The 12551-nt window shown below is 75.1% G+C and carries 12 protein-coding genes; 7 read left to right on the top strand and 5 right to left on the bottom strand.

Annotation, left to right across the window (positions count from 1 at the left end):
• Positions 1-14 precede the first annotated feature (14 nt).
• Together ACF1AL_RS04695 and ACF1AL_RS04700 are read left to right on the top strand one after the other, a co-directional pair.
• Entirely contained in the window at positions 15-836 is an 822-nt protein-coding gene (locus ACF1AL_RS04695; RefSeq protein ID WP_391778941.1) for a class II fructose-bisphosphate aldolase, read from the top strand.
• Positions 779-2992 (top strand): RICIN domain-containing protein, encoded by a 2214-nt coding sequence (locus tag ACF1AL_RS04700; RefSeq protein WP_391778942.1) that lies wholly within the window; start codon positions 779-781, stop codon positions 2990-2992. Before ACF1AL_RS04695 ends, ACF1AL_RS04700 begins: the two co-directional genes overlap by 58 nt.
• 120 nt (positions 2993-3112) lie before the next feature.
• Here the strand turns inward: ACF1AL_RS04700 and nadE are convergent, their stop codons facing one another.
• The 4 genes from nadE to ACF1AL_RS04720 form a co-directional block, all read right to left on the bottom strand.
• Complete coding sequence (gene nadE / locus ACF1AL_RS04705) at positions 3113-3943, bottom strand: ammonia-dependent NAD(+) synthetase (protein WP_366840399.1); 831 nt, start codon at positions 3941-3943, stop codon at positions 3113-3115.
• Between the two features lie 88 nt (positions 3944-4031).
• Positions 4032-5189: an oxygenase MpaB family protein gene (locus tag ACF1AL_RS04710; RefSeq protein WP_391778943.1), complete on the bottom strand. Its 1158-nt coding sequence runs from the start codon at positions 5187-5189 to the stop codon at positions 4032-4034.
• Positions 5190-5340: 151 nt separating this feature from the next.
• On the bottom strand, positions 5341-6396 hold the full coding sequence (locus tag ACF1AL_RS04715) for a polyprenyl synthetase family protein (protein ID WP_391778944.1): 1056 nt from the start codon (positions 6394-6396) through the stop codon (positions 5341-5343).
• Positions 6386-6661, bottom strand: a complete 276-nt coding sequence (locus ACF1AL_RS04720; RefSeq protein WP_391696821.1) for a polyprenyl synthetase — start codon at positions 6659-6661, stop codon at positions 6386-6388. The genes ACF1AL_RS04715 and ACF1AL_RS04720 overlap by 11 nt, the downstream gene beginning before the upstream one ends.
• A 223-nt stretch (positions 6662-6884) precedes the next feature.
• On the opposite strand from ACF1AL_RS04720, the gene ACF1AL_RS04725 reads away from it, so the two are divergent.
• A complete protein-coding gene (locus ACF1AL_RS04725; protein WP_391778945.1) occupies positions 6885-8141 on the top strand; it encodes an MFS transporter in 1257 nt (418 codons plus the stop codon).
• 92 nt (positions 8142-8233) lie between these two features.
• Here ACF1AL_RS04725 and ACF1AL_RS04730 read toward each other — a convergent pair whose 3' ends face one another.
• Complete coding sequence (locus ACF1AL_RS04730) at positions 8234-8818, bottom strand: TetR family transcriptional regulator (protein WP_391778946.1); 585 nt, start codon at positions 8816-8818, stop codon at positions 8234-8236.
• Between the two features lie 137 nt (positions 8819-8955).
• On the opposite strand from ACF1AL_RS04730, the gene ACF1AL_RS04735 reads away from it, so the two are divergent.
• The 4 genes from ACF1AL_RS04735 (at position 8956) to ACF1AL_RS04750 (ending at position 12545) form a co-directional block, all read left to right on the top strand.
• The gene (locus tag ACF1AL_RS04735) at positions 8956-9807 is read left to right on the top strand and encodes a class I SAM-dependent methyltransferase (protein ID WP_391778947.1); all 852 of its coding nucleotides are present in this window, start codon (positions 8956-8958) and stop codon (positions 9805-9807) included.
• A 91-nt stretch (positions 9808-9898) separates the two neighbouring features.
• Positions 9899-10984, top strand: coding sequence for a LacI family DNA-binding transcriptional regulator (locus tag ACF1AL_RS04740; protein WP_391778948.1), 1086 nt, complete (start codon positions 9899-9901; stop codon positions 10982-10984).
• Positions 10985-11137: 153 nt separating this feature from the next.
• Entirely contained in the window at positions 11138-11644 is a 507-nt protein-coding gene (locus ACF1AL_RS04745) for a DUF4232 domain-containing protein (protein WP_391778949.1), read from the top strand.
• Positions 11645-11684: 40 nt separating this feature from the next.
• Positions 11685-12545: a helix-turn-helix domain-containing protein gene (locus ACF1AL_RS04750; protein WP_391778950.1), complete on the top strand. Its 861-nt coding sequence runs from the start codon at positions 11685-11687 to the stop codon at positions 12543-12545.
• The last annotated feature ends 6 nt before the right edge of the window (positions 12546-12551 follow it).

Raw genomic sequence — 12551 nt, forward strand, 5'->3', positions numbered from 1 at the left:
CCCCGGAGGATCCCATGCCCCTGGCAGCCGCCGGTGCCCTGCTCACCGACGCCACCGCCCGGCGGCGCGCCGTCGCCGCGTTCCCCGTGCTCACCCTGGACCAGGCGCAGGCCGTGGTGGAGGGCGCGGAGACCGTCCGCTCCCCGGTCATCGTGCAGCTCGGCCCGGAGGCGGTGCGCCACCACGCCGGCCGGCTGCTGCCGCTGGCCCGTGCGGTCGCCGAACTCGCCGAACTCGCCACCGTGCCGGTCGCGCTGCACCTGGACCGGGTGCGCAGCACCGCGCTCCTCGCCCAGGCCGCGCACGCCCGCTTCAGCTCGGTGCTCTACGACGCGGGGCGGCTGCCGTGGGCGCGGAACGTGGCCACCACGCGCGAGGTCGTCCGGTGGGCGCACGAGCAGGGGCTGTGGGCGGAGGGCGAGTGGACGGGCCCGGCCGACCCGGACACCGTCCGCGGCTACGCCCGCGCCACCGGCGTGGACTCCCTCGTCCTCACCGACCCCACCGCCCCGGCCCGGCTCGGGGCCGTCCTCGATGTCCCCCTGGTGGTGCGGGCCGCTCTGCCCCGGGCGGCGGCCGGCGCCGCCAAGGTCGTCCTCGGTCCGGCCCTCGACGCGGCCCTGACCCGGGCGCTGTCCGACCGGCTCGCCCGGGACCCCCACCCGGAACCCGGCGGCTACCTGGCCGCCGCGCACCGCGCCATGGCGGCCACCGCCGCCCGGCTCATCGGCACGCTCGACGCTTCCCCTCCCCCTCCCCACCCGAGCAAGGAGCACCCGTGTCCCCTTCCCGACGAAGAGCGGTCGGCACGGCCGTCGCCGCGGCCCTCGCCCTGACCTGTGCCCTGACGACGGACGCCGCTGAAGCGGCGGACACCCCGTACACGGTGACGGTCGGCGCGAAGGGCGCCTGGACGCACCCCGACGACACCCCGGCCGCGGCCTACCTCGACAAGGACGGCACGTTCTACTTCCAGCAGGCGCACGCCCTCTACGGCGCGAGCGACAGCCGGCAGTGGACCTTCTTCACCGGCACGAACCTCGACACCGCGACCCGGTCGAGCACGCTCAGCGACGCGGTGAACCCGGCCGACGCCAATGACCGCAACAACGACACCACCGCGCGCTGCAACAACAGCCCGACCGGCAAGGAGGCCACTTACGCGCCCACCGGCTCCTCCTACGCGCAGAAGAACTACTGCGACCTGGCCGGCGTGTGGGTCGACCCGGACACCGGCGACTGGTACGGGCTCGTGCACAACGAGTTCACCCCCGAGCCGTTCGGGGACACCGTCCACTACGACGCGATCGACTACGCGGTCTCCACCGACCAGGGCCGCACGTGGACCATCAAGGACCACGTCATCACCTCGCCGTACAGCACCAAGCGCGGGGACACGACCGCCTTCCCGCAGCAGACGTACGACTACGGCGACGGCGACCCGCGGCTGTACGTCGACGCGGCCTCCGGCTACTTCTACGTCTTCTACGGCTCGCGGATCGTGCAGAAGGGCGGCGGCTGGCAGGCGTTCCACGGGCACGTGGCCCGCGCGCCGATCGGCGGGAAGATGGCGCCCGGCAGCTGGCGCAAGTGGTACGACGGCACCTGGTCGCAGCCCGGCGTCGGCGGCCGCGAGAGCAACATGGTCCCCGTCGACGCGACCCACCCCACCGGCTACACGCCCGTCGCCGGGGAGTACGACCCGGCGAACAGCGGCACGGTGAGCGAGCAGGTGGCGGCCGGGAAGATACCGCCGACCTCCCCGCTGTTCGTCATGGACATCACCTACGACGCCTACCTCGGCCTGTACATCGGCGAGCCGCAGGCGGTCGACCAGAGCGGCAAGGCACCCCAGCAGTTCTACGCCACCGATGATCTCGCCTCCCAGAAGTGGCGGCTGATCGGCGACACCGGCAGCCACACCAACGCCTCCTGGTACCGCTGGTTCCTCGACCCCGCCAACCGCACGAGCAGCCAGATCGTCGGCAGGACCTTCCGCTCCTACTGCTCCTTCGGCTGCTCCGGCGGCTCGTCCGGCGAGTACGTCGACGTCACCATCGGCACGCCGTCGCCGGCCGCGCCGGTCGACCCGGCCACGGTGTACCGCATCGCGAGCGGTGGCGGCCGGGTGCTCGCCCAGGTGTCCGGCGGCTCCGCCACCACCTCCGTCGCCGCCGCGACGGGCTCCGACCGGGAGGCGTGGACCTTCACGCCGAACGGGGACGGCTCCTACCGGATCGCCAACGCGGCCACGGGCGGGCTGCTGGGCGTGGACTCCTCCACTCCGGCCCGGCGTGCCTGGGGGACGGCGCCGACCGTCATCGCGGCCGGTGCGGGCGGCCCCACGGTCGGGCAGCAGTGGTTCGTCGTGCCGGGCCGCGGCGCCGACGGCTCGGCCACCGGGGCCTACCGGCTGGTGAACCGCTACAGCGGCCTGGTGATCGGCCTCTCCGCCGTCTCCGGCCGGCTCGCCGAGACCACTCCGGTGCGCTCCTGGACGGACGCCGGGGCCAGCGCGGTCGGCGGCGGGCGCGGTGCGACGGAGCAGACGCTGACGCTGACCCCGGTGGGAGCGGTGCCCTCGCTCGACGGCACCCACACGCTCGTCACGGGCGGCAAGGCGCTCGACGACCCCGGTCACAGCACCACCGCCGGCACGCAGCTCATCACGTACGTCGCGAACGGCGGCGCCAACCAGAACTGGACGTTCACCCGGCAGGCCGACGGCACCTATCAGCTGGTCAACGGCGAGTCCGGGCTGTGCGCCGACGTGGAGGGCGGCTCGACCGCCGCGGGCGCCAGGGTGATCCAGTGGCCGTGCACGGGCGGCGCCAACCAGCACTGGACGGTGCGGCGCCTGGCGTCCGGCGCGTACACCGTGGCGTCGCTGCACAGCGGGCTGCTGCTGACCACGGCGTCGACCGCCGACGGCGCGGCGGTCACCCAGCAGCCGGACAGCGGCTCGGCGCTGCAGCAGTGGACGATCGGCTGACGGACCGCTCGCCGGTCACCGGCCCGGGACCGGTCGGCCGACCGGTCCCGGGCCGACCGGGCGCCCAGCCCCTCAGTCCTCGGCCCACAGGCCCCAGCGCCCGCGCCTCACGCTCAGCGCTCAGGGCGCGATCGGCAGCCGGCGCTTGTGCTCGGTGAGCCGGTACCGGTGAACGATGGCGGCGAAGGCGGTCTCGTCCACCGGCTTGCCCTCCAGGAAGTCGTCGATGTCGTCGTAGGTGACACCGAGGGCGTCCTCGTCGGGCTTGCCCGGGTCCAGGGTCTCCAGGTCGGCGGTCGGGGTCTTCCACACCAGCTCGGCGGGCGCCCCGAGGGCCTCGGCGACCGCCCGGACGCGGCGCTTGGTCAGGCCGGTCAGGGGAACCACGTCGGCGGCGCCGTCGCCGTACTTGGTGAAGAAGCCGGAGACCGCCTCGGCGGCGTGGTCGGTGCCGACGACCAGGCCGTCGTGCGCGCCCGCCACCGCGTACTGGACGATCATGCGCTGCCGGGCCTTGATGTTGCCGTGCACGAAGTCCTGGTGGTGGGCGTCGCGGAAGACGGTTCCGGCGGCGACCACGGCCTCCAGCGCGGCATCGCTAGCGGGCCGCACGTCCACGGTGAGCACCCGGTCGGGGCGGATGAACTCCAGTGCCCGCTGCGCGTCCTGCTCGTCGGCCTGGACGCCGTAGGGCAGCCGCATCGCGAAGAACGTCGCCTCGTGTCCGGCCGCGCGCACCCGCTCGACCGCGAGCTGGCAGAGCCGGCCCGCGGTGGAGGAGTCGACGCCGCCGCTGATGCCCAGCACCAGGGCGCGCAGACCCGTGGAGGTCAGCCGGTCGGCGAGGAACGCCACCCGGCGCTCGATCTCCCGCTCCGCGTCGAAGGTGTCGCTCACCTCCAGTTCGCGGGCGATCTCCTGCTGGACGGCCGTGGACGCCGGGTCGGTCACGTTCTGCTCCTTCGTCGCGTTTCGTTCAGGTGTACCAGACGGGCGCGGCGGCGAGCGGCGGGGTACCGGTGCGGCCCGGGCGAGCCGGTCAGACGGTGGGGGCGGGCGGCGTCCAGCGGCGGCCGCGGGGCACGGTGCCGGAGACGCCGTAGTCCTTCCGGAGCTGTTCGGGGATGGCGTAGTGCATGACGCGCCCACGGGTCAGGGACGACAGCTCGAAGACGGTCGTGAGGTGCCCGAGGCGGTCCAGGGCCCACGCGCCCAGCGGCGAGCGGTCCTCGATGCTCTCCAGGACGCCGAGCAGCCGGGGCACGGCGTGCACGGCCGTGCCCCATCCCGTGCGGGGCACGTCCAGCCAGTCGGCGCAGGTGTCGCCGATCAGGTAGCGGATGAGGGCGGAGACGATCGGGTCGAAGAAGGTGCCCGGCACCACCTCCTCGTACAGGTCGATGAGCTGCCGCGTCAGGTGCGCGCCCTCCGGGGACGGGCCCATGTGCCGGACCATGTACAGGTCGAGGAAGCGCCGCGCCTCCTGAAGCGTCTTCGGTACGGCGTCCTGGTCGACGCCGAGCATGGCGCCGACGACCCGCCAGGCGTAGTAGTAGGCCTCGGCGCCCTCCGTCGACATGTGGATGCCGAGGCGGTGCAGGGAGTCCAGCACCAGCAGGGAGAAGAACATCTGCCCGCCGATCATGTCCTCCTGGCAGATGGGCGTCCCCAGCGCCCCGGTGTCCCAGCGGTCCTCGCGTCGCAGGTGGTGGCGGATGGAGGCGTGCAGGAGCCGCACCTTCTGCGCAGCGGGGATGAACCGGCTGCCGGCCTCGAAGGCGTCGGGCTGCATCAGGTACACGGTGAACTGGCCGGTCTCCGCCATGCGCTTGGACGGGTAGTTCAGCCCGTGGGTGGCCGACAGCAGCCTCGCCACGTGCGGGACGACGTAGCAGGCGGGCATGGAGGCGAAGGACAGCGCCGTGGAGATGTGCACGTTGTTGTCGAGGAAGAACAGCCGGGCCCGTTCCATCTCCGCCCAGTCCACCCAGGCGGGCGGGGCGCTCGTGGCCTCGAGGTACTCGCGCGCGACGTCGGGCAGCCCGTCCGGCAGCGGGGCGCCCGCCTGGGAGACGTACCGCATGAGGGCGTTGAAGGTGCCGACCTCACCGCGTTCGAAGAGGGTGGCGACGGTGGCGTCGGCGAGCTCGTCGCCGGCCTGACGCAGCGCGGCCATCGAGGTGTCGGTGGGGGTCATGGCGGAAGGGCTCCTTCGTCGTCGGCGGGGCGGGGCTCGGGTGGGTGGGAGTGGGGCCGGCCCTCGGGGAGGCGACACGGGGTGGGGGCGGAGGCCGGCCATGGGGAGGCGGCACGGGTGGGGCGGGCGTCCCGCCGCCGCCGGGCCGTGGTCAGGACGCGCGTGCCGCCGCCGCGTGGGCCAGCGCGGTGAGCGCGGTCGCGGCGTGCGGCGGCGGGTCCAGTGCGCGCAGGGCGTCGAGGGCCTCCTCCACGCGGGCGGTGATCATGGCCTCGACGCGGTCGGGCGCCTTGAGCCGCCGCATCAGCGCGCGCACCGCGCGCAGCCCCTCGCCGTCGGGGTCGCGCCGGCCGAGCAGGGCGCGCAGCTCGGCGCGTTCGTCCGCGTCCGCGGCCCGCCAGGTCTCCGCGAGCAGGGCGGTGGGCCGGTGCCCGCGCAGGTCGTCGGCGTTGGCCTTGCCGGTGCGCTCCGGGTCGCCGAACAGCCCGAGCAGGTCGTCGCGCAGCTGGAACGCCTCGCCGAGCGGGAGCCCGTACGCGCAATAGCCCTCGCGCAGCCGCTCCCCGGCCCCGGCCAGGGCGCCGCCGATGAGCAGGGGCTGCTCGACGGTGTACTTGGCCGTCTTGTACCGGACGACCTTCAGCGATCCGGCGGTGTCCGGCTCGGTTCCGGTGCGCAGGATCTCCAGGCACTCGCCCGCGATCAGCTCCCGGGCCAGGACGGACCACAGCGGCCGGGCGCGGGCGAGGTAGGCGGCGGGCAGGCCGCTGGTGGCGAAGAGCTGCCCGGCCAGGGACATCAGCAGATCGCCCACGAGCATGGCCAGCGAGCGGGCGGCGGCCGGCGCGCCCGGGCGGCGGCCGACGGCGCCGCGCAGGGCGAGGTGGGCGGTGGGCCGACCGTGCCGCAGCGGACTGTCGTCGATCAGGTCGTCGTGCACGACGGCGGCGGCGTGCACCAGCTCCAGCGCGGCGGCGGCCCGCAGCAGGGCGTCGCTGTCGGGCTGGCCGGCCGCGCGCCAGCCCCAGTAGCAGAAGGCGGCCCGCAGCCGCTTGCCGTCCGCGACGGCGGCCTCCAGCTGATCGGCCACGGGCGCCAGCAGCGGGTCGACGGCCGCGAACCGCTCGGCCTCGCCGGCGACGAACCGGTGCAGCACCTCGTCCACGCGGGCCTTGAACGCGGCCGGGTCCCACCGGTCAGCGGACATCGGCGTCCTGCCGGGTGAGGGCGCGCCGGGCGAGGACCTCCAGATACGGCTCGGGGGCGGTGGCGTACCGGTCCCAGGCCAGCCGGCCGCGTGCGATCAGGTCGTGCTCGGCCTCGGCCACCAGCTCGCCGGCGTCGGAGCGGCGCAGCAGGCCGCGGAGCGTGCCCAGCGCCGAGCCGACCGTGCTCACCGCCAGGTCGGCCAGCCCGGCCGCGAGGAACACCGCCTGCTGGTCCAGTCCCGAGCGCTTGTCTTCGTCCGTCACGTGGCTCCCCGACTGCGTGCGTGCCTTGAGGGCGTGACGCCGGTCGCGCCCGCCCGCTGCCAGGATCGGGAAACGGGCGGGGCGGCGAGCGGGGAACTCACCTTCGGGTGATCGTTTCGCACGCGGGTGCGGATCGGGGCCTTCACCCGCTCTTGCCCCGACCGCGGCGGGCTCCTAGCCTGACTTTGTGCCGCAAATAAACAAAACCCGTTCGCACAGCGCCGTGCCGGGTCTCCCCGTCCCGCTCCTCCGACTCCGTCTCGCCCTCACCGCCTTCTTCGCCCTCGACGGTTTCGTCTTCGCCGGCTGGGTCGTCCGCATCCCGGCCATCAAGCACCAGACCGGCGCGTCCGCGAGCAGCCTCGGGCTCGCCCTCCTCGGCGTCTCCGCCGGCGCGGTCGTCACCATGACCCTCACCGGGCGGCTGTGCCGCCGCCACGGCAGCCACCGGGTGACGGTGGTGTGCGCGGTCCTGCTCTCCCTCAGTGTGGCGCTGCCCCCGCTCACGCACTCCGCGCTCGCGCTGGGCCTGGTCCTCCTCGTCTTCGGCGCGGCGTACGGCGGGATCAACGTCGCCTTCAACAGCGCGGCCGTCGATCTCATCGCGGTCCTGCGGCGCCCGGTCATGCCCAGCTTCCACGCGGCCTTCAGCCTGGGCGGCATGCTCGGCGCCGGGCTCGGCGGACTGGTGGCGGGACGGTTCACGCCGACCCAGCACCTGCTCGGCCTCACGGTCACCGGGCTGCTGGTGACGGCCCTGGCAGGCCGTCCCCTGCTGCGGTACGGCGGCCTGGTGCCGCCGGCGGTGGGGCCCGAGCCGGTCGTGGCCCAGGACGCGCCGGCCGCGGGGCGTGAGCCGGTGACGGCCGAGGGCGCGGCGGCCGGGCGGCGGACCCGCGGGCTGGTCGTCGTGTTCGGCCTCATCGCCCTGTGCACCGCGTACGGCGAGGGCGCCATGGCCGACTGGGGCGCGCTGCACCTGGAACAGGACCTCGGCACCTCGGCGGGGGTGGCCGCCGCGGGCTATGCGTGCTTCGCGCTGGCCATGACGATCGGCCGGCTGACGGGGACGGTCCTGCTGGAACGGCTGGGCCGCACCCGCACGGTGGTCGCGGGCGGGACCGTCGCGGCCGCAGGGATGTTCCTCGGCTCCCTGGCCCCGGCGCCCTGGGCCGCCCTGCTCGGGTTCGCCGTGACCGGGCTCGGGCTCGCCAATCTCTTCCCGGTCGCCGTCGAACGCGCGGGCACGCTGGCCGGCCCGAGCGGGGTGGCCGTCGCCTCCACCCTGGGCTACGGCGGCATGCTGCTGGGGCCGCCCGCGATCGGGTTCATGGCCGACTGGTTCTCGCTGCCGACGGCCCTGACGAGCGTGGCGGTCCTGGCGGCCGTCGCGGCGACGATCGGCCTGGCGACCCGACGGGTCCCGGACGGCCCGGCGGGGCCTGCGCGCACGTCCCCGCCCCAGGGGGACTCCGTCTAGGGCCCACCGATGGCGCCCGGGCGCAAGCGGGGAGACGCCGCCCGAGCGCCCCGGGACCCCGGCTCGGCCCGACCACGCACCAAGGAGGCCCTCTACGCCCCCACCAGCGCGGCGACCAGCCGTTCCATGGGTGCCCGCGGGTCGGGGGCGCCCGGCCAGCTGGTCATGAGCAGGTGGTGGGCGGTGCCGACGACGGCGAGGGCCGTGGTGTCCGCTTCGAGGGTGTCCGGGAGGCGGCCGAGCTCCCGTTCCGCCTCCAGATAGCCGGTGACGGCCTCCTGGATCGCGGTGAAGCCCGGCGCTCCGCCCTCCAGGGCCTGCCGGATGCGCAGCGCGGCGGCCGGGCGGGTCACGGCCAGGCCGGAGATGGCGGGGCCGCCGGAGTCGAACAGGGCGAGGGCGACGGCGGTGAGGTTGCCCGCCACGGTGCCCTCGCCGGCCCGCCCGGCCAGGGCCCGCGCCCGCTCGGCCGTGCGCGCGAACCGGTCGAGGCACAGCTCGGCCACGAACTCGTCCAGCCCAGCGAAGTGCGCGTGCAGCAGCCCCTTGGCGCAGCCCGCCTCGGTGGTGACCGCCCGGCTGGTGAGCGCGCCGGGCCCGTCCCTCTCCACGACGCGCTCCGCCGCGGCGAACAGTCGCTCGCGCACGTCCGGCGTCGCCACTCCCCGCGGTGACATGGGCTCCTCTTCCGTTCCGCAGCGACCGCCCCAGGGGGCACAACTCCTCGGATCGTAGTACGGGATTGCGAGTCTGGGCGTATGCCCATACTGTTTGGGCATACGCCCATTCTCCGTCCTCGACCGCGGGAGGAACCATGCCGGACGTCGTCAACACCGAGCAGGAACAGGCCTGGAACGGCCCGGAGGGCGACCACTGGGCCCGGCACCAGGACCGCTGGAACGCCGTGAACGAGGGCTTCGACGAGCCGCTCCTCGACGCCGCCGGGATCACCGCCGCCCACCGGGTCCTCGACCTCGGCTGCGGCTCGGGGCAGACCACGCGGCGCGCCGCGCTGCGGGCACCGCACGGCCACGCGGAGGGCCTCGACCTGTCCGGGCCGATGCTCGCCGCCGCCCGCGAGCGCGCCGCGCGCGAGGGCATCGGGAACGTCTCCTTCACCCAGGGAGACGCGCAGGTCCACCCCTTCCCGGCGGGTTCCTTCGACGCGGCGATCAGCCGTTACGGCGTGATGTTCTACGCCGACCCGGTGGCCGCCTTCGGCAACGTGGGCCGGGCGCTGCGCCCCGGCGGGTGGCTCGCGTTCGTCTGCCCGGCCGACCCCGCCCTCAACGACTGGGTGGCGGCGATGCAGGCGCTCAGCGGCATCCTGCCGGTCGGCGACCTGGGGAAACCCGGGCTGCCCGGCATGTTCTCGCTGGCCGCCCCGGACCGCGTGCGCGAGATCCTCACCGCGGCCGGCTTCACGGCGATCGCCGTCCGGCAGGTCGAGGCATACGGCATGTGGGGCGAGAGCGCGCAGGACGCGGCGGACTTCCTGCTGGGCAGCGGCCCCGGCCGCCACCTGCTCGCGCAGGCCGACCCGACCGCCCCGGCACGCGCCCGCGCCACCCTCACCGACCGGCTGCGCGACCACGAGACGGCGGACGGCACGGTCCGGTTGCGCAGCACGTCCTGGCTGGTCACAGCGGAACGCCCGGCTGGCTGACGGCCTGCGCCGCGTCCCGCCCGGGCGGAAGGAGCCGCTTGCCGCGGCCGTCCGCTCGGTACGATCGCGGCAGCGGAGGGGAGGGGGCGGCGTGGCGGCCAGACCGAGGATCAAGGACGTGGCGGAGTACGCGGGCGTCTCCCCCAAGACGGTCTCCAATGTGATCAACAACTTCGAGCACGTGTCGGACCACACCCGCACCGCCGTCCAGGAGGCGATCGAGGCGCTGGGCTACCGCGTCAACCTCGCCGGGCGGCAGCTGCGCCGGGGCCGCACCGGCATGATCACCCTCGCCGTGCCCGAGCTGGACGTGGCGTACTTCGCCGAGCTGGCCAAGCATGTGACGGCCGAGGCCGACCGGCGCGGGCAGACGGTGCTGCTGCACCAGACCGGGGGCGTGCGGGAGCGGGAGCTGGCGGCGCTGCGCGGCTTCGACGCGCACTTCTCGGACGGCGTGATCCTCAGCCCGCTGTCCCTGCTCCCCCGTGATCTCGCCGGCCGGGACCGGCGGCTGCCGGTGGTACTGCTCGGGGAGCGCCCCGCCGAGGGCGGCACCGACCACGTCGGCATCGACAACGTCCGGGCGGCCCGCGAGGCCACCGCCCATCTGCTGGCACGCGGCCGGCGCCGGATCGCCGTCGTCGGCGGTTCGACGGACGGTCCGCAGGGCACCGGGCGGCTGCGCACCGACGGCTACCGGGCGGCGCTCGCGGCGGCCGGGGTGCCCTTCGACGCGGGCCTGGTGGTGCCGGTGGAGGCCTTCCTCTGGCAGGACGGCGCCCGTGCGGCGGCCGCCCTCCTGGAGCGCGACCCCCCGCCCGATGCCCTGCTCTGCCTCAACGACCACCTCGCCCTGGGCGCGTTGCGGGCGCTGCACGAACGCGGCCGCCGCGTGCCCGGCGAGCTGGACGTGGTCGGCTTCGACGACATCGACGCCTCCCGCTTCAGCGTGCCGAGCCTGACGACCGTGGCGCCGGACAAGGAGGCGATCGCCCGCTCGGCGGTGTCGCTGCTCCTGCACCGGGTGGACGCCCCGGAGACGGCACCGCCGCGGCACGACGTCGTGGGGCACCGGCTCGTCGTGCGCGAGAGCACCGGGGGCGGCGGGCGGGAGGGCACCGGGGGCGGCTTGCGGGAGAGCGGTGGTGGCGGGCGGGAGCGAGCCGCTTCGGGGTGAGCGCGGCGCCGTACGGACCCCGGCGGGGCGGGGATGTCCACCGAAGGCCGGAAGTGGCCGAAATCGTGTGCAACCGGGCGGGGGTCCCACGTGTCTTCAGGAGTGGATACTCCTTACGCGGCAGTCGACACACAGGCATGGAGGTGTCGTGCCATGTCGCTCTCCCTTTCTCTCCCTCGCAAGCTGGCCGCCGTCGGTCTCGCGGCCGTCGTCGTCGCCGGCGGTGCGGCCGCCGGGGCCGTCCTGGCCGCCCCGGCCAGTGCCGCGGTGCCCACGTGCGCGGCAGGCAACCTGTACCTGTCCATGGGGCGCCAGGACCACGGCGCCGGGCAGCTGTACTGGCCCGTCCGCTTCACCAACACCGGCACCGGGTCCTGCGCGCTGCGCGGCTACCCCGGTGTGAGCGTGCTGGACGTCGCCCACCACCGGATCGGCCCGGCCGCGACGCGCACCGGGCAGTCGTTCTCCACGGTGACACTGCGCCCGGCGCAGACCGCCACCGCGGTCCTGCACACCACCAACGGCCCGATCGGCGGCCCGTGCCGCAGGGCCGGCACATATCTGCAGATCTACCCGCCCGGCTCCCGCCAGAGCCTGCTGGTCCCCGCCTCGCTCAGCGTCTGCTCGAACGTCTTCACCGTCACGCCGGTCTCCCGCTGACCGACCGGCCCGCGGGGGGCGCCCGGGCGACAATGGGCCCATGGTGCCCGACACCCCGGACCCCGTCGACGAGGCCCTGCACGCGGCCCCCGCACCACCCCTGCACTCCCTGGTGGGCTGGTACTCCGGCTACCGGCAGCGCGGCGTCGCGCACGGCCGGCACCTCGGGTTGCCGTCCCCGTGGCTGACGCTGATCCTCACCCTCGACGAGCCGCTCAGCATCGCCGCGCACCCGGATCCGCACGCGGCCGGCGGAGACTACGCGACGCTGCTGGGCGGACTGCACCTGGCGCCCGCGCACATCGACGTGCCCGGACGCCAGTCCGGCATCCAGGTCGCGCTCAGTCCCCTCGGGGCCCGGCTGCTGCTCGGCCTGCCGGCGGGCGAACTGGCCGGCGTCGACGTCCACGCCGACGACGTGCTCGGGGCGGAGGTCACCGCCGTGCACGAGCGGCTGCGCACGGCCCCCGACTGGCCGTCCCGCTTCGGCGTCGTGGACGCCTGGCTGCTGCACCGCCTGGCCCGGCACGCGGACCGCGTCGCGCTCGCGCCCGAGATCGTACGGGCGTGGCGGCGGCTGCTCGCGGACGGCGGCCGGGTGCGGATCGACGCGCTCGCCGCCGAGGTCGGCTGGAGCGACCGGCATCTGCGCAACCGCTTCCGGCAGGAGATCGGTCTGACGCCGAAGGCGGCGGCGCGGGTGGTCCGCTTCGACCGGGCCCGGCGCCGGATCGCGGCCCGCCCGCACCGGCCGGACCTCGCGGGCCTGGCCGCCGACCTGGGGTACGCGGACCAGTCCCATCTGGACCGCGAGTTCACCGCCCTGGCCTCCTGTGCGCCGAGCGTGTGGCTGGCCCGCGAGTTCCGAAACATCCAAGCCGGCCACCTGCCGCCCGGCTGATCCTGG

The sequence above is a fragment of the Streptomyces sp. NPDC014801 genome (assembly GCF_043082085.1).
GTDB lineage: Bacteria > Actinomycetota > Actinomycetes > Streptomycetales > Streptomycetaceae > Streptomyces.